Here is a 19,119-nt window from a genome sequence, read left to right on the forward strand (position 1 = left end):
CCCGCGGAGCGCTACAGCACCGGCAGATTCTTCCGCAGTTCGAACGCCGTCACCTGGGACCGGTACTCCTCCCACTCCTGCCGCTTGTTCCGCAGGAAGAAGTCGAAGACGTGTTCGCCGAGGGTCTCGGCGACCAGGTCGCTGCGTTCCATCAGGGCGAGGGCCTCGCCGAGGTTCTGGGGGAGGGGCTCGATGCCCAGGGCGCGGCGTTCCGCGTCGGAGAGGGCCCAGACGTCGTCCTCGGCGCCCGGCGGGAGTTCGTAGCCCTCCTCGATGCCCTTGAGGCCGGCGGCCAGCAGGACGGCGTAGGTCAGGTACGGGTTGGCGCCGGAGTCGATGGAGCGGACCTCGACGCGGGCCGAGCCGGTCTTGCCGGGCTTGTACATCGGGACGCGGACCAGGGCCGAGCGGTTGTTGTGGCCCCAGCAGATGTAGGACGGGGCCTCGCCGCCCGCGCCGGCGGTGCGCTCGGAGCCGCCCCAGATGCGCTTGTAGGAGTTCACCCACTGGTTGGTGACGGCGCCGATCTCCGCCGCGTGCCGCAGCAGGCCCGCGATGAAGGAGCGGCCGACCTTGGAGAGCTGGTACTCGGCGCCGGACTCGTAGAAGGCGTTGCGGTCGCCCTCGAAGAGGGAGAGGTGCGAGTGCATGCCCGAGCCGGGGTACTCCGAGAACGGCTTCGGCATGAAGGTGGCCTGGAGGCCCTGCTCCAGCGCGACCTGCTTCATGACCAGGCGGAAGGTCATGATGTTGTCGGCGGTGGAGAGCGCGTCCGCGTAGCGCAGGTCGATCTCCTGCTGGCCGGGGGCGCCCTCGTGGTGGGAGAACTCCACCGAGATGCCCATCGACTCCAGCATGGTGATGGCCTGGCGGCGGAAGTCCATGCCGATGTTCTGCGGGGTGTGGTCGAAGTACCCGGAGTTGTCGGCGGGCGTCGGGACCGAGCCGTCGACCGGCTTGTCCTTCAGCAGGAAGAACTCGATCTCCGGGTGGGTGTAGAAGGTGAAGCCCAGGTCGGAGGTGCGGGCCAGGGCGCGCTTGAGGACATAGCGCGGATCGGCGAAGGACGGCGAGCCGTCCGGCATGAGGATGTCGCAGAACATACGGGCCGTGCCGGGGGCCTCCGCGCGCCACGGCAGGACCTGGAACGTCGACGGGTCCGGCTTGGCGATCATGTCGGACTCGTAGACCCGGGCGAACCCCTCGATGGCGGAGCCGTCGAAGCCGATGCCCTCGTCGAAGGCCTGCTCCAGCTCGGCCGGGGCCACGGCGACGGACTTGAGGAAGCCCAGTACGTCCGTGAACCACAGGCGTACGAACCGGATGTCGCGCTCCTCCAGCGTCCGGATCACGAACTCCTGCTGCTTGTCCATCTTCCGCTTCCCCATCCTTGCTGGTCAGGCCGCCTGTCTCCGGTACGGCGGGAGGCGGTCGGGCACCTGAGCATCACACCACAGGACCGTTTCGTACGCGTTGCGGACCCGGTCGGCCGGCCCACCCCGTGACCGCAGCGTAGAGGCCATCTGTTCGATCGGGCCATTCCGGGGATCCGGCGGGCGCGGATCCTGTGACCTCCCTACGAAGGACGGGCCCCGCGCGATTACGATCAGCGGGCCCCACCGCTCCCTTTTCCACCCGTCTCACCCGTCTCCCCAGAAGTCTTCCCAGAAGGGCAACACCCCATGGGTTCCGCCAAGAAGACCGGCAACACGGCGCGACAGGCACGCATAGCCGAGATGCGGCGCGTCGAGGAGGCCCGCGACCGCCGCAACCGGATCCTGACGATCGCGGTCGCCGCCGTGGTCGTCGCCGGTCTCGTGGCCGGCGGGGTCGTCCTCGTCCGCTCGCAGTCCGACGACTCCGCCGACACGGCGGCCGACGGCAAGACCTCCGGCGAATTCGTCACCGGTGAGGACGGGGTGCGCGCCTGGAAGGGGGACCTGGGCCGCGACCACGTCGCCGGGAAGGTGACGTACCCCGTCGAGCCCCCGGTCGGCGGCAACCACAACCAGGTCTGGATGAATTGCAACGGCGACGTCTACGCCAAGCCGCTGGACAACGAGAACGCCGTGCACTCGCTGGAGCACGGCGCGGTGTGGGTGACGTACACCGACGCCGCGCCGAAGGCCGACGTCGACAAGCTGGCCGCCAAGGTCAGGAAGACGCCGTACTCGCTGATGAGCCCGGACGCCGGACAGCAGGACCCGATCATGCTCACCGCCTGGGGCCACCAGCGCACGGTGACGGGCGCGGACGACCCGGACGTGGACAAGTTCTTCGAGAAGTTCGTCCAGGGCGAGCAGACCCCCGAGCCCGGGGCCGCGTGCACCAACGGGCTCTCCCAGTGACCCCGGTGGCCCCGGTGACAACGGCCACCCCGGTGGCCCCGAAACGCGCCGGCTGGATCGCCGCGGGCGCCGTCGCGGTGCTCGTCGCGGCCGGCGCGATCACCTGCGCGGTGGCCGGGGACGACGGCGGGGACCGCGCCCCCTCCGCCGGCTCCGCGGACGCCGGCTTCGCGCGGGACATGGCCGTGCACCACCAGCAGGCCGTGGAGATGTCGTACATCGTGCGCGACCGCACCGAGGACGAGGAGGTGCGGCGGCTCGCGTACGACATCGCGCAGACCCAGGCCAACCAGCGCGGCATGCTGATCGGCTGGCTGGACCTGTGGGGGCTGCCGAAGGTGTCGTCCGACCCGCCGATGGCCTGGATGGGCATGGGCGGCGCGCCCACCGCGGGCGAGGGCTCGCTGATGCCCGGGATGGCCACCGACGCCGAGCTTGCGGAGCTGGGCACGCTAGACGGCAGACGGGCCGAGGTCTCCTACCTCCGGCTGATGACCGAGCACCACAGGGGCGGTGTCCACATGGCCGAGGCGTGCGTCGAGAAGTGCTCGGTCGGCGTGGAGAAACGGCTGGCCCGGGGCATGGCCGAGTCGCAGGAGTCGGAGATCCGGCTGATGGCGGACCTGCTGGCCGAGCGGGGCGCGAAGCCGCGGACATGAGGCGGACACCCGCCCGTCGCCCGATTGCGTCGTTCTGACGATTACACTGGGCGTGTGCCTCAACTACGACTCGCCCTGAACCAGATCGACTCGTGCGTCGGCGACATCGCCGCGAACGCGGAGTCGGTCGTCCGCTGGACCCGGCACTCGGCCGAACGCGGAGCGCACCTGGTGGCGTTCCCCGAGATGGTGCTGACCGGGTATCCCGTCGAGGACCTCGCTCTCAGGTCGTCCTTCGTGGAAGCCTCCCGCGCGGCCCTGCGCTCCCTCGCGGCGCGCCTCGCCGACGAGGGCTTCGGCGAGCTGCCGGTGGTCGTCGGCTACCTCGACCGCTCGGCGAGCGCCCAGCCGAAGTACGGCCAGCCGGCCGGCGCCCCGCAGAACGCGGCGGCCGTGCTGTACGGCGGCGAGGTGGTGCTCCGCTTCGCCAAGCACCACCTGCCGAACTACGGCGTCTTCGACGAGTTCCGCTACTTCGTGCCCGGCCACACCATGCCGGTGGTGCGGGTGCGCGGCGTCGACGTGGCCCTCGCCATCTGCGAGGACCTGTGGCAGGACGGCGGCCGGGTGCCGGCCGCCCGCTCGGCACGGGCCGGGCTGCTGCTCTCCGTCAACGCCTCCCCCTACGAGCGCGACAAGGACGACACCCGGCTGGAGCTGGTGCGCAGACGCGCCCAGGAGGCCGGGTGCACCACCGCCTACCTCGCGACGACCGGCGGGCAGGACGAACTCGTCTTCGACGGCGACTCCATCGTGGTCGACCCGGACGGAAAGGTCCTGGCGCGGGCGCCGCAGTTCTCCGAGGGCTGCGTGGTGCTCGACCTCGACCTGCCGGCCGCGCGGGCGGACGCGCCGACGGGCGTGGTGGACGACGGGCTGCGCGTCGACCGGGTGGTCCTGTCCGAGGAGCCGGTGCCCGCCTACGCGCCGCAGGCGTCCGGCGGGCACGCGGAGCGGCTCGACGACGACGAGGAGGTCTACTCGGCGCTCGTCGTCGGCCTGCGCGCCTACGTCGCGAAGAACGGCTTCCGCTCGGTGCTGATCGGGCTGTCCGGCGGCATCGACTCCTCCCTGGTCGCGGCGATCGCCTGCGACGCGGTCGGCCCGGAGAACGTGTACGGCGTCTCCATGCCGTCCCGGTACTCCTCCGAGCACTCCAAGGACGACGCGGCGGAACTGGCCCGGCGCACCGGCCTGAACTACCGCACCGTGGCCATCGAGCCGATGTTCGACGCGTACATGGGCGCGCTGGGCCTGACCGGGCTCGCGGAGGAGAACCTCCAGTCCCGGCTGCGCGGCACGCTGCTGATGGCGATCTCCAACCAGGAGGGCCACCTCGTACTGGCGCCGGGCAACAAGTCGGAGCTTGCGGTGGGGTACTCGACGCTGTACGGCGACTCGGTGGGCGCCTACGGGCCCATCAAGGACGTGTACAAGACATCGGTCTTCCGCCTGGCCGAGTGGCGCAACCGCGCGGCCGGGGCCCGCGGCCAGACCCCGCCCATCCCCGAGAACTCGATCACCAAGCCGCCGAGCGCCGAGCTGCGCCCGGGGCAGGTCGACACCGACTCCCTGCCCGACTACCCGGTGCTGGACGCCATCCTGGAGCTGTACGTCGACCGGGACCGGGGCGCGGACGAGATCGTGGCCGCCGGGTACGACCGGGGGCTGGTGGTGAAGACGCTGCGCATGGTCGACACCGCGGAGTACAAGCGGCGCCAGTACCCGCCGGGCACCAAGATCTCGCCGAAGGGCTTCGGCAAGGACCGCCGCCTCCCGATCACCAACCGGTGGCGGGAGACGGGCTGACCGGGCGGCCCGCGGGCGGCGCGCCGCCGTTCAGTCCCGCGGGTCGAGTCCCGCCACCGCCAGCCGGAACAGCCGGCCGGCGGTGGCGGCAGGGTCCGGGTGGTGCTCCGTGGCCAGGACGATGCCGACGATCAGGGTGACCAGGTCGGTGACCGTGATGCCCCTGGCCACCAGCCCGTCCGCCACGGCGCGGCGCAGCAGCGGGTCCCCCGCCTCCGCGATCGCCGCCGAGCAGCTGTTCTCGTGGAGCGAGTCGGGCTCCGCCCCCTCGTAGGACAGCGCGGCCGCCAGCCCGCGGGCGGAGACCGAGTAGCTGAGGACGGCGTCGAGCCATTCCAGCAGCGCGCCGCGGCTGTCGCCGCCGTTGTCGTCGATCAGGCCCTGGGCGTGCGCGCTCAGGGCCTCGATCTGTCTGCCGCACACGGCTTCCAGCAGGGCGTAACGGGTGGGGAAGTGCCGGCGCACGGTCGCCGAGCCCACTCCCGCGGTGCGGGCGATCTGCTCCAGGGAGGCGGCCGAGCCGTGCGCGGCGACCTCCTCCTCGGCCACGGCGAGGATCCGGGCGTAGTTGCGCCGGGCGTCCGCGCGCTGGTGCTCGGGCATGGCGTTGTCCTCTCCGGCTTGCCCACGCTTGCTAAGTGGCGGGGTCCTCCGTATCGTAACCCGGACTAAACGGCGGGCCCCGCCGTTTATTGGGTGAGCACCCCGAGGAGCAGCATGTCCACTGATTCCGCACCCGTTCTGGTCACCGGCGCCACCGGCAGGCAGGGCGGGTCCACCGCCCGCGCCCTGCTCGCCGCCGGCGTGCCCGTCCGCGCCCTGGTGCGCGACCCGTCCACCGACGGCGCCAAGGCCGTCGAGGCGCTCGGCGCCGAACTGGTCACCGGCGACTTCGACGACCGCGACTCCCTGACCCGGGCCGCCGAGGGCGCCCGCGCCGTCTTCTCCGTGCAGATGCCGGCCGTCACCGCGGACGGCCTCGACTTCGCCGGGGAGCGGGCCCGGGGCATCAACGTCGTCGAGGGCGCGCGGGCCGCCGGGGTGGCGCACTTCGTGCAGACGACCGTCAGCGGCGCCGGACAGCACGTCGAGGCCCCCGGCTGGGCCGAGGGCCGCTGGGCCTCGATGGAGCCCTACTACGCCACCAAGTGCGCGATCCAGGACCGGGTCCGCGAGGCCGGCTTCCCGCACTGGACCATCATCAAGCCGGGCTTCTTCATGGAGAACTTCCTTCCCTCCATGAAGTTCCTCTTCCCCCGCGGCGTCGAGGGCGGCCTGGTGACCATCCTGCGGCCGGAGACCGGCCTGTCCCTCGTCGCGCTCAAGGACATCGGCGTGGCCGCCGCCGCGGCCGTCGCCGCGCCGGAGCGCTTCGACCGGGTCGAACTGGAGCTGGCGAGCGACTACCTCACGATGACCCGGATCGCCGAGACCCTCTCCCGCGCCACGGGCGTGGAACTGTCCGCGCCGCGCATGACCATGGAGGAGGCCGTGGCCGCCGGAATGCACCCGATGAGCGCCTCGCACAAGCTGCTCGACCTGATCGGCCAGCCGGCCCGCCCGCAGTACGCGAAGGACCTCGGCATCCCGCTCACCACCTTCGAGGAGTGGGCCCGGGAACACCTGCGCCCCACGGCGTGACTCGGGCGGCGGGCGCGGCACGGTTCGAGCGGTGCCGGGCGGGGCTGCCGCTTCGGGGTCCGTCAGTACTCGGCGCGGTGGCCCGGTCTCGCGGTGGGGGCCGGGAGCACCTGCGGCCCCCACCGCGTGCCCCCGGCCGACGGGTGCGGGCGGGACCCGGACCCGCGCGGGGTGCCGTGCGGGCGACCTGCGCGGGGCGCGGGGAGCCGGCGGGTGACGCCCACGCCGCGTCCCGGCGTCCCCGCGTGCCGGGTCCCGCGTTCGCGGCACGGTTCGAGCGCCGGCGACGGGTGCGGCGAGTGCCGGGGAGGCGGTGGGTGGTGACAGCGCCGCGTCCGCGCGTGCCGGGCCCGCGATCGCCGCGTGGTCCGGGCGGTGTCCGGTCAGCGTTGCCGCTTCAGGTCGGCCAGTACCTTGTGGAGCGGCTCGGTCTCGCGGCGGCGGTACTCCTGGATCGCCCAGCCGTTGCCGTCCGGGTCCGAGAAGTACAGGAACGTCGCGCCGTCGTCCGGCGCGTACCGCACCGGCTCGGAGACCTCGAGACCGCGCCCGACCAGCTCCGCGCGGGCCGCCTCGATGTCGGCGACGCACAGTTGCAGGGCCTGGTACGAGCCCGGCTCGGGCCTGGCCCGGCCCTGGGCCATGTCCCAGATGGCGTCGCCGAGGGCGATCGAACAGCCGGAGCCCGGGGGCGTCAGCTGGACGATCCGCAACCCCGGCATAACCTCCTGGTCGATGTCGACGTGGAAGCCGACCTTGTCCCGGTAGAAGTCCCGGGCCCGGTCGATGTCGGTCACGGGCAGCGGGATCACTTCGAGGGTGAAGTCCATGGCACGGCTCCTTCGGCAACCTTGTCGGCACTCGGCAGTGCCGGCGCCCAGGTATGGATACCGCGCCCGCACGCGATCGTCACGCCCGCTCCGCCGCCAGGGGGCGGGCCGTCGCGCAACGGTAACGGGTACGCCCCGGCGCCCGCGCGCCGTTCCCCGGTTACGCTCGGGCCGTACGACCTTGATCCGCAGGGTCCGCAGTCCGACAGGAGGCCGGGATGACGGCGCCGGGGCGCAGGAGCAGTACCTTCACGCGACTGCTGCGGCACGGCTTCACCGACCCCTCGGCCGCCGAGCGGCTGCTGGACGTCGTGGAACTGGCGGCGGTCCGCGACGACCCGGTCCTGCTGGAGGCGCTGGGCGCCACCGCCGACCCCGACCTCGCCCTGCACGGCCTGGTACGGCTGCTTGAGGCGCAGCCCGACCCCACCGCCCGCCGGGAACTGCTGGACACCCTGATAGCGGCCAAGCCGCTGCGCGACCGGCTGCTCGGCGTGCTCGGCGCCTCCGAGGCGCTCGCCGACCACCTCGCCCGGCACCCCGGCGACTGGCAGACCCTCGTCACCTACGAACCGCGCGACCTGCACCGCGGCGTCGAGGAGTTCGAGCGGGGCCTGGCCGAGGCCACCGACCCCGTCTCGCTGCGCGTCGCCTACCGGCGCTGCCTGCTGTCCATCGCCGCCCGCGACGTCTGCGGCACCATCAACGTCGCCGAGACCGCCGCCGAGCTGGCCGATCTCGCCACCGCCACGCTGCGCGCCGCGCTCGCCCTCGCCGAGGCCGCCGCGCCCGAGGACGCCGCGCTGGGCCGGCTGGCGGTGATCGCGATGGGCAAGTGCGGCGGACACGAGCTGAACTACGTCTCCGACGTAAACGTCATCTTCGTGGGCGAGCCCGCGCCGGGCGCCGAGGAGGCCGACGAGGCCAAGGTGCTGCGGGCCGCGACCTCGCTCGCCGCGCACATGATGCGGATCTGCTCCGAGACCACCGTCGAGGGCTCCATCTGGCCCGTCGACGCCAACCTGCGCCCCGAGGGCCGCAACGGCCCGCTGGTGCGCACCCTCAGCAGCCATCTCGCCTACTACCAGCGCTGGGCGAAGACCTGGGAGTTCCAGGCGCTGCTCAAGGCCCGCCCGGTGGCCGGCGACCTCGGCCTCGGCGCCGAGTACGTCGCCGCCCTCCAGCCCCTGGTCTGGCAGGCCGCCGAGCGCGAGAACTTCGTCGCCGAGGTGCAGAAGATGCGCCGCCGGGTGGTGGAGGCCATCCCCGTCGCCGAGGTCGACCGGCAGCTCAAGCTGGGTCCCGGGGGTCTCAGGGACGTCGAGTTCGCCGTGCAGCTGCTCCAGCTGGTGCACGGCCGGTCCGACACCTCCCTGCGCAGCGGCACGACACTGGACGCGCTGGAGGCCCTCGCCGCGGGCGGGTACGTCGGCCGGGCGGACGCCGCCCAGCTCGACGAGGCGTACCGCTTCCTGCGCTCCATGGAGCACCGCATCCAGCTGTACCGGCTGCGGCGCACCCACCTGGTGCCCGAGGACGAGGCCGACCTGCGCCGCATGGGCCGCTCCCTGGGCCTGCGCACCGACCCGGTCACCGGGCTGCTGCGCGTGTGGCGGCGGCACGCGGCCGTCGTACGCCGGCTGCACGAGAAGCTGTTCTACCGGCCGCTGCTCGACGCCGTCGCCCAGCTGGGCCCCGGCGAGGCCCGGCTGAGCCCCGAGGCCGCGCGGGAGCGCCTGGTCGCCCTCGGGTACGCCGACCCGGCCGCCGCGCTCAGACACCTGGAGGCGCTGGCGTCCGGCGTCACCCGCAAGGCGGCCATCCAGCGCACCCTGCTGCCGGTGCTGCTCGGCTGGTTCGCCGACTCGGCCGACCCGGACGCCGGCCTGCTCAACTTCCGCAAGGTCTCCGACGCGCTCGGCAGGACACCCTGGTACCTGCGGCTGCTGCGGGACGAGGGCGCCGCCGCCGAGAACCTGGCCCGTGTGCTGTCCGCCGGGCGGCTCGCCCCCGACCTGCTGATGCGGGCGCCCGAGGCCGTCGCCCTGCTCGGGGACGGCGCCGCCGGGGGACTGGCGCCGCGCGGGCGGGCCCAGCTGGAGCAGGAGACACTCGCCGCCGTCCGCCGCGCCGACGGCGCCGTCCCGGCGGTCACCGCGGCGCGCGGCGTCAGACGCCGGGAGCTGTTCCGTACGGCCGCCGCGGACATCATCCGCTCCTACGGCACCGAGGCGCAGCCCGTCGCGGCCGACCAGGGCGCGCTGGTGGACCTGGTCGGCGGCGCGGTGTCCGACCTGACGGCGGCGACCCTGGCGGGGACACTGCGGGCGGTCGTGCGGGACGGGTGGGGCGACACCCTGCCGACCCGGTTCGCGATCATCGGCATGGGCCGCTTCGGCGGACACGAGCTGGGCTACGGCTCGGACGCCGACGTGCTGTTCGTGCACGAGCCCCGCGACGGGGTGGACGAGCGGGAGGCGGGGGACGCCGCCAACAGGGTCGTCGCCGAGATGCGGCGCCTGCTCCAGGTGCCGAGCGCCGACCCGCCGCTGCTGATCGACGCCGGCCTGCGGCCCGAGGGCAAGTCCGGGCCGCTGGTGCGGTCGCTGAAGTCGTACGAGGTCTACTACCGGCGCTGGTCGCTGGTGTGGGAGCGGCACGCGCTGCTGCGGGCCGAGTTCGTGGCCGGCGACGAGGAGCTGGGGCGGCGGTTCACCGAGCTGGTCGATCCGCTGCGGTACCCGGCGGCCGGGCTCCCGGAGGACGCCGCACGGGAGATCCGGCGGCTCAAGGCCCGGATGGAGTCCGAGCGGCTGCCCCGGGGCACCGACCCCAAGCTGCACGCCAAACTGGGGCCGGGCGGCCTCACCGACGTGGAGTGGACCGTGCAGCTGTGCCAGTTGCGGCACGCGCACGAGATCGCCGGGCTGCGGACCACGAGGACGCGCGCCGCCCTGGCCGCCGCACGCGACGCGGGGCTCTTCTCGGCCGAGAACGCCACGACCCTCGACGAGGCGTGGGTCCTGGCGACGCGCGTGCGCAACGCGGTGATGCTGGTGCGCGGCCGGGCCGGCGACACCTTCCCGACCGACCCGCGCGAGCTGGCCGCGGTGGGCCGCTACCTGGGCCACGCCTCCGGCCACGCGGGCGACATGCTCGACGAGTACCGGCGCACCGCCCGAAGGGCCCGGACGGTGATGGAGGAGCACTTCTACGCGTAGGACACCCCGGCGTCACCCGGCGTCACCGGGCCGCGCTCACGCCCCGCCGGGCGACCACGCCCTCCGCCGCCGCCGGACCTCCGGCACCAGCCTGGGCAGCGTGTACGGCAGGCTGCCGTAGCAGACCGACACCACCGCGTACCCGAACGCCAGACACAGCACGCCCCCCACCGCGTCCAGCCAGAAGTGGTTGGCGGTGGCCATGATCACCACCAGGGTCAGCGCCGGATACACCAGCCCCAGCACCCGCACCCACGGCACCGAAGCCAGCGCGAAGATCGTCAGCCCGCACCACAGCGACCACCCGATGTGCATGGACGGCATCGCCGCGTACTGGTTGGACATGTGCTTCAGATCGCCGGACGCCATCGAACCCCACGTCTGGTGGACCATGACGGTGTCGATGAAGTTCCCGCCGTTCATCAGGCGGGGCGGGGCGAGCGGATACAGGTAGTAGCCGGCCAGGGCGACGACGGTGGTGGCGAAGAGGACCAGGCGGGTCGCCGCGTACCGCCCGGGATGACGACGGTACAGCCACACCAGGACACCCAGAGTCACCACGAAGTGCAGTGTGGCGTAGTAGTAGTTCATGCCGACGACGAGCCAAGTCACCGAGTTCACCGCGTGGTTGATCGACTCCTCGACGGCGACGCCGAGTTGCCGCTCGACGCCCCAGATCCAGTCGGCGTTGCGCAGCGCCTGGGTCCGCTGTTCCGGTACGGCGTTGCGGACGAGGGAGTACGTCCAGTAACTGAGCCCGATCAGCAGGATCTCGAACCACAGACGGGGCCGGCGGGGTGCGCGGAACCGGTGCAGGAGGCCCCGCCCCGTCCGCTCTGCGGCGGGGTGCGGAACGCCGTCCTCCGGGCGTTCCGGGGTCCTCACGGTCGCATCACCCATAGGTATGAAGTCTGCCAGAAAAGCCCTCTCCCACCGATCATCCCCCAGTCGTACCCGGCCCGCATCCGGCGCCCGACGGAAAGGCGTCAGGAGCGGTTGCGCCCGCCCGGTCCCGAGGCCGTCGAGCCGCGGACCACCAGCTCCGGCATGAACACGAACTCGCTGTGCGGCGCGGGAGTCCCGCCGATCTCCTCAAGCAGTGTGCGCACCGCCGCCTGGCCCATCGCGGGGACCGGCTTGCGCACGGTCGTCAGCGGCGGGTCGGTGAAGGCGATCAGCGGTGAGTCGTCGAAGCCGACGACCGAGACGTCCCTCGGCACGTCGAGACCGCGCTGCCGGGCCGCCCGGATCGCGCCCAGCGCCATCATGTCGCTGGCGCAGACCACCGCGGTGCAGTCGCGCCCGATGAGCGCGTCGGCCGCCGCCTGGCCGCCCTCCAGGGTGTAGAGCGAGTGCTGGACGAGTTCCCTCTCCACGGTCTCCGCGCCGAGGCCCAGTTGCTCCTGGACCGCGCGGACGAAACCCTCGATCTTGCGCTGCACCGGCACGAACCGCTTGGGACCGAGGGCCAGCCCGATCCGGGTGTGGCCGAGCGAGACGAGGTGGGTGACCGCGAGGCTCATCGCGGCGCGGTCGTCGGGGGAGATGAACGGCGCCTGCACCTTCGGGGAGAAGCCGTCGACGAGGACGAACGGCACCCCCCGGGCACGCAGCCGCTCGTAGCGCTGCGGGTCGGCGGTGGTGTCGGCGTGCAGTCCCGAGACGTAGATGATGCCGGCCACCCCGCGGTCGACCAGCATCTCGGTCAGCTCGTCCTCCGTGGAACCGCCCGGTGTCTGGGTGGCGAGGACCGGTGTGTAGCCCTGGCGGGTCAGCGCCTGGCCGATGACCTGGGCCAGCGCGGGGAATATCGGGTTCTCCAGCTCCGGGGTGATCAGACCCACCAGGCCCTCGCTGCGCTGGCGCAGCCGCACCGGGCGCTCGTAACCCAGCACGTCGAGGGCGGCGAGCACGGACTGACGGGTGGTGGCGGCGACGCCCGGCTTGCCGTTGAGGACGCGGCTGACGGTCGCCTCGCTCACCCCCGCCTGGGCGGCGATGTCGGCAAGCCGTGTGGTCACAGGGGTGGACTGTACCTGTCGGCCGCCGCCTTGCACACCGATCGGGCGCCGCGGGCGGCCTGGTGGACGGCCCGGCGCGGGCTGCTGCGTCATCGCGCTCCCTCAAGAATGTGGCGGCAAGAGCTTGCAGAGTCTTGCACAACCGGCCGGATACCGCTCGACCCCCGTAAACAAGCGTCTCATGGCGGTCGCCAAGAGGTCACGCGCGAATAACTTCAGCGATCCCTTGCACTTTTTTGCTGCAAGGCCTTTCCGTCGCGGTTGCCACGCTGTTACGTTCACGTCGCCCGGCGGCAGCGACGGCGCGGCCGGCGGTCGGCAGGAGCGGCGGACGGGCCCGCACCCTGCCCCACACGGGCTTTCACCTCAAGGAGAACTCATGCGGCGTGGCATAGTGGCCACCGCGCTGGCGGCGTCCCTCGCCCTGGCGGCGACGGCGTGCGGCGGGGACGGCGACAGCGACAGCGGGTCGGGCGGTCCGGTCACCATCACCTGGTGGGACACCTCCAACGCGACCAACGAGGCGCCGACGTACAAGGCCCTGGTCAAGGAGTTCGAGGCCGCCAACAAGGACGTCAAGGTCGACTACGTCAACGTCCCCTTCGACCAGGCGCAGAACAAGTTCGACACCGCCGCCGGCTCCAAGGGCGCCCCCGACGTGCTGCGCTCCGAGGTCGGCTGGACCCCCGCCTTCGCCAAGAAGGGCTTCTTCCTGCCGCTGGACGGCACCGAGGCCCTGGCCGACAAGGCCGAGTTCCAGCCCAACCTGATCGAGCAGGCCCAGTACGAGGGCAAGACCTACGGCGTGCCGCTGGTCACCGACACCCTCGCCTTCGTCTACAACAAGGAACTGTTCGAGAAGGCCGGCGTCGAGGCCCCCAAGAGCTGGGACGACCTGAAGAAGGCCGCCGCCGCCATCAAGGACAGGACCGGCGTCGACGGCTTCTGGGGCTCCACCGCCGGCTACTACGCCCAGCCGTTCCTCTACGGCGAGGGCACCGACACGGTCGACGCCGACGCCGAGAAGATCACCGTCAGGTCGCCCGCGGCCGAGAAGGCCTACGGCACCTGGCTGAGCCTGTTCACCGGCAAGGGCCTGCACAAGGCCGACACCACCGCCGACGCCTACGCCCACATCCAGGACGCGTTCGTGAACGGCAAGGTCGCCTCGACGATCCAGGGCCCGTGGGAGATCACCAACTTCTACCAGGGCCCGGCCTTCGAGGACCGGGACAACCTCGGCATCGCCACCGTCCCGGCCGGCGGCACCGGCAGGGCGGGCGCCCCGACCGGCGGCCACAACCTGTCGGTCTACGCCGGTTCGGACCGCGCGCACCAGGAGGCGGCGCTGAAGTTCGTGAACTTCATGACCTCGGCGAAGTCCCAGGAGAGCGTCGCCCTGAAGAACTCCACGCTGCCGACCCGCGACGACGCCTACACCGCCGAGGTCACGGCCGACCCGGGCATCGCCGGCTACCAGACGGTCCTGCCCGCGGCCCAGCCCCGCCCGGCCCTGCCGGAGTACAGCTCGCTGTGGGGCCCGCTCGACGACGAACTGCCCCAGATCGCCGGCGGCAAGAAGTCGCTGGACAAGGGGCTGAGCGACGCCGAGACCGCCATCGCCAAGCTGGTGCCGGACTTCGGCAAGTGAGCCCGCGCGACCGCCGGGTCCCCCGCACCCGGGGACCGGGCCCGGCGGTCACCGGCCGTGCGTCGCACCCCCGATCCGCCCGACGCTCCCGTCGGTCTTCCCGATGTCCAGAAGGTGTCGAACCATGACAGTCGCCATCGACCGCGCCACCGGAGAGCGCCGCGGTGACCGCACCCCGCGGCCCGGCCTCGGCCGGCGTCTGAAAGACGGATACCACAAGCACTGGTACGCCTACGCGATGATCGCGCCGGTGGCCGTCGTGCTCGGCGTCCTCGTGCTGTACCCGCTGGGTTACGGCCTCTACCTCACCCTCACCGACGCCAACAGCCTCAACACGGCACGCACCATCGGCGCCAACGAGATCGCGGCCACCTACAAGTTCGTCGGCCTGGACAACTACGCCGACATCCTGTGGGGCCCCACCGCGTACGACCGCTTCTGGTCGCACTTCATCTGGACCATCGTGTGGACGGCGCTCTGCGTCGCCCTGCACTACTTCATCGGGCTCGGCCTCGCCCTGCTGCTCAACCAGAAGCTGCGCGGCCGCACCCTCTACCGGCTGATCCTGGTGCTGCCGTGGGCCGTGCCCACCTTCGTCACCGTCTTCGGCTGGCGCTTCATGCTCGCCGACGGCGGCGTCGTCAACGCCGGCCTCGGCTGGCTGCACCTGCCGACGCCGCTGTGGCTGGAGGACGTCTTCTGGCAGCGGTTCGCCGCCGTCATGGTCAACACCTGGTGCGGTGTGCCGTTCATGATGGTCTCGCTCCTCGGCGGCCTGCAGTCCATCGACGCGACCCTGTACGAGGCCTCCGAGATGGACGGCGCGAACGCCTGGCAGCGCTTCCGCCACGTCACCCTGCCGGGGCTCAGGTCCGTCAGCTCCACCGTCGTCCTGCTCGGCATCATCTGGACCTTCAACCAGTTCGCCGTGATCTTCCTGCTGTTCGGCAACACCGCCCCCGAGGCGCAGATCCTCGTCACCTGGGCCTACCAGCTGGGCTTCGGACAGCAGCCGCGCGACTTCGCGCAGTCCGCGGCCTACGGCATCCTGCTGCTGGCCATCCTGATCGTCTTCACCTCCTTCTACCGCCGCTGGCTGAACCGCAATGACCAGCAGCTCGCGATCTGAGGCGGGAGCCCCCATGAGCACCACCACCGTGCCGACCGCCGCCGAGGCGGAACAGGTCACCGAGCCCGCGGCGAAGCGGCCCCGGATGCGCGGGCGCGGCGAACGCGGCCGCGCCGCCTCCCTCGCCTCCCACGGCATCCTGACCGTCGCGAGCCTCGTCGCGCTCTTCCCCATCGCCTGGCTGGTCTTCCTGTCGCTGGGCCCCGACAAGAACGACTACCTGCACCCCGGGGCCATCTGGTCGAAGATGACCCTCGACAACTACGTCTTCGTGCTCCGGGACACCAACTTCTTCGCGTGGCTGAAGAGTTCGCTGATCGTCTCGCTGGGCACCACCGTCATCGGCGTCATGGTCGCCGCCACCACCGGCTACGCGGTCTCGCGGATGCGCTTCCCGGGCTACCGCAAGCTCATGTGGGTGCTGCTGGTCACCCAGATGTTCCCCATCGCGGTGCTGATCGTGCCGATGTACCAGATCCTTTCCGAACTCCAGCTCATCGACAGCTACTTCGGCCTGATCCTCGTCTACTGCTCGACCGCCGTGCCGTACTGCGCCTGGCTGCTCAAGGGCTACTTCGACACCATCCCGTTCGAGATCGACGAGGCCGGGCGGGTGGACGGGCTGAGCCCGTTCGGCACCTTCTTCCGGCTGATCCTGCCGCTGGCCAGGCCGGGTCTCGCGGTCGCCGGCTTCTACAGCTTCATCACGGCCTTCGGCGAGGTCGCCTTCGCCTCGACCTTCCTGCTGAGCGACACGAAGTACACCTTCGCCGTCGGACTGCAGAGCTTCGTCAGCGAGCACGACGCGCAGCGCAACCTGATGGCGGCCACCGCCGTGCTCGTCGCGATACCCGTCTCCGGGTTCTTCTACCTCGTGCAGAAGAACCTGGTGACCGGCCTCACCGCCGGCGGCACGAAGGGCTGACGCCCGCCCCCCACTCCGTTACGCACCGAGCACCAAGGACGCCATGAGCCAGCAGCACTCCGCCGCACCGGCCCCCACCACCCCCACCTCCGCCGCCGTCGCGGGGCGCCGCCACTGGTGGCGGGACGCGGTCATCTACCAGGTGTACCCGCGCAGCTTCGCCGACAGCAACGGCGACGGCATGGGCGACCTGGAGGGTGTCCGCACCCGCCTGCCGTACCTGCGCGACCTGGGCGTGGACGCCGTGTGGCTCAGCCCCTTCTACGCCTCCCCGCAGGCCGACGCCGGCTACGACGTCGCCGACTACCGCGCCGTCGACCCCATGTTCGGCACCCTCCTGGACGCCGACGCGCTGATCCGCGACGCCCACGCGCTGGGCCTGCGCATCATCGTCGACCTGGTCCCCAACCACTCCTCCGACCAGTACGAGTGGTTCAGGCGCGCCCTCGCCGAGGGCCCCGGCTCCCCGTCCCGGGACCGCTACCACTTCCGTCCCGGCAAGGGCGAGAACGGCGAACTGCCCCCCAACGACTGGGAGTCCATCTTCGGCGGCCCCGCCTGGACCCGGGTCACCGAGCCCGACGGCACGCCGGGGGAGTGGTACCTGCACCTGTTCGCCCCCGAGCAGCCCGACTTCAACTGGGAACACCCGGCCGTCGGCGACGAGTTCCGCTCGATCCTGCGGTTCTGGCTGGACATGGGCGTCGACGGCTTCCGCATCAACGTCGCCCACGGCATGGTGAAGGCCCCCGGCCTGCCCGACCTGGGCGACCACGAGCAACTGAAGCTGCTGGGCAACGATGTCGTGCCGTTCTTCGACCAGGACGGCGTCCACGACATCTACCGGCAGTGGCGGACCGTCCTCGACGAGTACAGCGGCGAGCGGATCTTCGTCGCCGAGGCATGGACCCCGACCGTCGAACGCACCGCGAACTACGTCCGCCCCGACGAACTGCACCAGGCCTTCAACTTCCAGTACCTGAGCACCCACTGGGACGCCGAGGAACTGCGCACCGTCATCGACCGCACCCTGGACGCCATGCGCCCGGTCGGCGCCCCCGCCACCTGGGTGCTCTCCAACCACAACGTCACCCGGCACGCCACCCGCTTCGCCAACCCGGCCGGCCTCGGCACCCAGATCCGGCTGGCCGGCGACCGCGAACTGGGCCTGCGCCGGGCGCGCGCCGCGACCCTGCTGATGCTGGCACTGCCCGGTTCGGCCTACCTCTACCAGGGCGAGGAGCTGGGCCTGCCGGACGTCGTCGACCTGTCCGACGAGGTGCGCCAGGACCCGGCGTACTTCCGGGGCGCCGGCCAGGACGGCTTCCGCGACGGCTGCCGGGTGCCGATCCCCTGGACGCGCACCGGTTCGTCGTACGGCTTCGGCGGCGGCGGGAGCTGGCTGCCGCAGCCGGCGGGCTGGGGCGAGCTGAGCGTGCAGGCGCAGACCGGCGAGCCCGGATCGACGCTGGAGCTGTACCGGGCCGCCCTCGCGGCGCGCCGTGCGCAGGCCGACCTGGGTGCGGGCGACGCCGTCGAGTGGCTGCGCGCCCCCGAGGGCGTGCTCGCGTTCCGGCGCGGGGAGTTCGTGTGCGTGGCCAACACCGGCGGCGAGTCGGTGGCGGTGCCCGCGCGCGGGCGGGTGCTGCTGGCCAGCGGCGAGATCACCGAGGCGGACGGCGAGGCGAAGGTGCCCGCGGACACGACGGTGTGGTGGACCCGGGCCTGAAGGACCGGGACCCTCGCCCGAGCGGCCGGCATGCGGCCGGCACCTTCTAGGGTGAGCCCTGCTGGTCACGCAAACAGGAGGGCTCATGCCGCAGATCACCGTCGACTACTCCGCCGGCCTGGCGCACGACTTCGACCGGCCCGCCTTCGCGCGGGCGCTGCACACCGCCGTCGTCGAGATCGCGGCGGCCAGGCCGCAGGCGTGCAAGACGCAGTTCCGCAGGACCGAGGACACCGTGGTCGGCCCCGACACCGAGGGGCACGCCGTCGTGCACGTCACCCTCGGGCTGCTCGCCGGCCGCACCGACGCGACCAAGGCGCGGCTGACCGAGGCCGCCCTGGAACTGCTGCGCCGGCACACGGAACCGGCCGACGGCCGCACCCTGCACGTCTCCGCCGAGGTCCGCGACCTGGACCCGTCGTACCGGAAGTTCGAGAGCCCGGAGCCGGCCTAGGAGGCGAGCGCGACGAGCCGGCCGAGCAGGTCGCTGAAGGGGCCCTCGGCCGGCTCGTCCCGCATGGCGTGGCGCAGCAGCGCGCGCAGCTCCTCGTCGTGGGCGGCGCTCACCGCCGCCAGCGCGGCGAAGTCGTGCACGAGCTGCACCTCCAGCTCGGCCCGCGGGATGCGCCGCCCGTCCAGCCAGATCAGGGCAGTCGACTCGGCGAGCGAGATCCAGGAGCGGACGACCAGTTCCAGACGCGCGGGCGCGTCGGTGACGCCCAGGTGCGAAAGGATCTGGACATACGCGGCCTGCCGTACGGAGTCCACGAGCGCGTTCGTCGTGGAGGAGCCGACGGCCGGGCCGCCGCGCATCAGGGCCGAGAAACCGGGGCCGTGCTCGTCGACGAAGTCGAAGTAGCGGCGCATCACCCGCAGCAGCCGCGCGCCGAGCGGGCCCGTGCGGGGTTCCACGAACCGGGCCGCCAGATCGTCCGAGGCCCGCTTCAACGCGGCCTCGTACAGGCTGAGTTTGCCGGGGAAGTAGTGGTAGACCAGCGGGCGCGAGATGCCCGCGGCCGACGCTATCTCGTCGATGGAGACCTCGTCGGGCGAGCGGCGGCTGAACAGTTCGAGCGCGACGCCGATCAACTGCCGCCGCCGCTCCTCGACGCCCATCCTGCGGCGTACCCCGGTAGTCATACGAACACCTTACCGA

Annotated in this window: 16 protein-coding genes; 10 read left to right on the forward strand and 6 right to left on the reverse strand. The window is 72.1% G+C overall.

Annotated elements, in window-relative coordinates; genetic code table 11:
• Positions 1 to 11: 11 nt before the first annotated feature.
• Positions 12 to 1,373, reverse strand: a complete 1,362-nt coding sequence (gene glnA / locus AC4IHM_RS23855; protein ID WP_490869045.1) for a type I glutamate--ammonia ligase — start codon at positions 1,371 to 1,373, stop codon at positions 12 to 14.
• 309 nt (positions 1,374 to 1,682) lie between these two features.
• Between glnA and AC4IHM_RS23860 the strand changes: the two genes are divergently transcribed.
• The 3 genes from AC4IHM_RS23860 to AC4IHM_RS23870 are packed head-to-tail and all read left to right on the forward strand — an operon-like array spanning position 1,683 to position 4,816.
• Positions 1,683 to 2,348, forward strand: a complete 666-nt coding sequence (locus AC4IHM_RS23860; RefSeq protein WP_490869046.1) for a thioredoxin-like domain-containing protein — start codon at positions 1,683 to 1,685, stop codon at positions 2,346 to 2,348.
• 32 nt (positions 2,349 to 2,380) lie between these two features.
• Positions 2,381 to 3,007 carry a DUF305 domain-containing protein gene (locus AC4IHM_RS23865; RefSeq protein WP_490870915.1) on the forward strand — a complete coding sequence of 209 codons (627 nt, stop codon included), beginning with the start codon at positions 2,381 to 2,383 and terminating at the stop codon, positions 3,005 to 3,007.
• Positions 3,008 to 3,061: 54 nt separating this feature from the next.
• Positions 3,062 to 4,816 carry an NAD+ synthase gene (locus tag AC4IHM_RS23870; protein ID WP_490869047.1) on the forward strand — a complete coding sequence of 585 codons (1,755 nt, stop codon included), beginning with the start codon at positions 3,062 to 3,064 and terminating at the stop codon, positions 4,814 to 4,816.
• A gap of 30 nt (positions 4,817 to 4,846) precedes the next feature.
• Here the strand turns inward: AC4IHM_RS23870 and AC4IHM_RS23875 are convergent, their stop codons facing one another.
• Positions 4,847 to 5,419 (reverse strand): TetR/AcrR family transcriptional regulator, encoded by a 573-nt coding sequence (locus AC4IHM_RS23875; RefSeq protein WP_490869048.1) that lies wholly within the window; start codon positions 5,417 to 5,419, stop codon positions 4,847 to 4,849.
• A gap of 114 nt (positions 5,420 to 5,533) precedes the next feature.
• Here AC4IHM_RS23875 and AC4IHM_RS23880 point away from each other — a divergent pair, with 114 nt between their 5' ends.
• Complete coding sequence (locus tag AC4IHM_RS23880; RefSeq protein WP_490869049.1) at positions 5,534 to 6,457, forward strand: NmrA/HSCARG family protein; 924 nt, start codon at positions 5,534 to 5,536, stop codon at positions 6,455 to 6,457.
• A gap of 383 nt (positions 6,458 to 6,840) precedes the next feature.
• Here AC4IHM_RS23880 and AC4IHM_RS23885 read toward each other — a convergent pair whose 3' ends face one another.
• Positions 6,841 to 7,287, reverse strand: coding sequence for a VOC family protein (locus tag AC4IHM_RS23885; protein WP_490869050.1), 447 nt, complete (start codon positions 7,285 to 7,287; stop codon positions 6,841 to 6,843).
• 218 nt (positions 7,288 to 7,505) lie between these two features.
• Between AC4IHM_RS23885 and AC4IHM_RS23890 the strand changes: the two genes are divergently transcribed.
• Entirely contained in the window at positions 7,506 to 10,508 is a 3,003-nt protein-coding gene (locus AC4IHM_RS23890; RefSeq protein ID WP_490869051.1) for a bifunctional [glutamine synthetase] adenylyltransferase/[glutamine synthetase]-adenylyl-L-tyrosine phosphorylase, read from the forward strand.
• Between the two features lie 36 nt (positions 10,509 to 10,544).
• Here the strand turns inward: AC4IHM_RS23890 and AC4IHM_RS23895 are convergent, their stop codons facing one another.
• Both AC4IHM_RS23895 and AC4IHM_RS23900 read right to left on the reverse strand, forming a co-directional pair.
• Entirely contained in the window at positions 10,545 to 11,408 is an 864-nt protein-coding gene (locus AC4IHM_RS23895) for a phosphatase PAP2 family protein (protein ID WP_490869052.1), read from the reverse strand.
• Between the two features lie 86 nt (positions 11,409 to 11,494).
• Positions 11,495 to 12,529 (reverse strand): LacI family DNA-binding transcriptional regulator, encoded by a 1,035-nt coding sequence (locus tag AC4IHM_RS23900; RefSeq protein WP_490869053.1) that lies wholly within the window; start codon positions 12,527 to 12,529, stop codon positions 11,495 to 11,497.
• 379 nt (positions 12,530 to 12,908) lie between these two features.
• Here AC4IHM_RS23900 and AC4IHM_RS23905 point away from each other — a divergent pair, with 379 nt between their 5' ends.
• From AC4IHM_RS23905 to AC4IHM_RS23925, 5 genes are all read left to right on the forward strand, one after another.
• A complete protein-coding gene (locus AC4IHM_RS23905; protein WP_490869054.1) occupies positions 12,909 to 14,180 on the forward strand; it encodes an extracellular solute-binding protein in 1,272 nt (423 codons plus the stop codon).
• Positions 14,181 to 14,304: 124 nt separating this feature from the next.
• Positions 14,305 to 15,309, forward strand: coding sequence for a carbohydrate ABC transporter permease (locus tag AC4IHM_RS23910; protein ID WP_490869055.1), 1,005 nt, complete (start codon positions 14,305 to 14,307; stop codon positions 15,307 to 15,309).
• A gap of 13 nt (positions 15,310 to 15,322) precedes the next feature.
• Entirely contained in the window at positions 15,323 to 16,234 is a 912-nt protein-coding gene (locus AC4IHM_RS23915) for a sugar ABC transporter permease (RefSeq protein WP_490869056.1), read from the forward strand.
• Between the two features lie 43 nt (positions 16,235 to 16,277).
• Positions 16,278 to 17,963, forward strand: coding sequence for a glycoside hydrolase family 13 protein (locus AC4IHM_RS23920; protein ID WP_490869057.1), 1,686 nt, complete (start codon positions 16,278 to 16,280; stop codon positions 17,961 to 17,963).
• Between the two features lie 85 nt (positions 17,964 to 18,048).
• Positions 18,049 to 18,417, forward strand: coding sequence for a 5-carboxymethyl-2-hydroxymuconate Delta-isomerase (locus AC4IHM_RS23925; protein WP_490869058.1), 369 nt, complete (start codon positions 18,049 to 18,051; stop codon positions 18,415 to 18,417).
• Here AC4IHM_RS23925 and AC4IHM_RS23930 read toward each other — a convergent pair.
• Positions 18,414 to 19,103 carry a TetR/AcrR family transcriptional regulator gene (locus tag AC4IHM_RS23930; protein WP_490869059.1) on the reverse strand — a complete coding sequence of 230 codons (690 nt, stop codon included), beginning with the start codon at positions 19,101 to 19,103 and terminating at the stop codon, positions 18,414 to 18,416. The two genes, AC4IHM_RS23925 and AC4IHM_RS23930, sit on opposite strands and share 4 nt — an antisense overlap.
• Positions 19,104 to 19,119 lie beyond the last annotated feature (16 nt).

The organism is Streptomyces sp. SL06, assembly GCF_058244745.1.

Bases quoted from the DNA above. Each gene is read 5' to 3' on its own strand.
- glnA (WP_490869045.1), bottom strand. From the start codon at position 1,373: ATGGACAAGCAGCAGGAGTTCGTGATCCGGACGCTGGAGGAGCGCGAC.
- AC4IHM_RS23860 (WP_490869046.1), top strand. From the start codon at position 1,683: ATGGGTTCCGCCAAGAAGACCGGCAACACGGCGCGACAGGCACGCATA.
- AC4IHM_RS23875 (WP_490869048.1), bottom strand. From the start codon at position 5,419: ATGCCCGAGCACCAGCGCGCGGACGCCCGGCGCAACTACGCCCGGATC.
- AC4IHM_RS23880 (WP_490869049.1), top strand. From the start codon at position 5,534: ATGTCCACTGATTCCGCACCCGTTCTGGTCACCGGCGCCACCGGCAGG.
- AC4IHM_RS23885 (WP_490869050.1), bottom strand. From the start codon at position 7,287: ATGGACTTCACCCTCGAAGTGATCCCGCTGCCCGTGACCGACATCGAC.
- AC4IHM_RS23890 (WP_490869051.1), top strand. From the start codon at position 7,506: ATGACGGCGCCGGGGCGCAGGAGCAGTACCTTCACGCGACTGCTGCGG.
- AC4IHM_RS23895 (WP_490869052.1), bottom strand. From the start codon at position 11,408: ATGGGTGATGCGACCGTGAGGACCCCGGAACGCCCGGAGGACGGCGTT.
- AC4IHM_RS23905 (WP_490869054.1), top strand. From the start codon at position 12,909: ATGCGGCGTGGCATAGTGGCCACCGCGCTGGCGGCGTCCCTCGCCCTG.
- AC4IHM_RS23910 (WP_490869055.1), top strand. From the start codon at position 14,305: ATGACAGTCGCCATCGACCGCGCCACCGGAGAGCGCCGCGGTGACCGC.
- AC4IHM_RS23915 (WP_490869056.1), top strand. From the start codon at position 15,323: ATGAGCACCACCACCGTGCCGACCGCCGCCGAGGCGGAACAGGTCACC.
- AC4IHM_RS23920 (WP_490869057.1), top strand. From the start codon at position 16,278: ATGAGCCAGCAGCACTCCGCCGCACCGGCCCCCACCACCCCCACCTCC.
- AC4IHM_RS23925 (WP_490869058.1), top strand. From the start codon at position 18,049: ATGCCGCAGATCACCGTCGACTACTCCGCCGGCCTGGCGCACGACTTC.
- AC4IHM_RS23930 (WP_490869059.1), bottom strand. From the start codon at position 19,103: ATGACTACCGGGGTACGCCGCAGGATGGGCGTCGAGGAGCGGCGGCGG.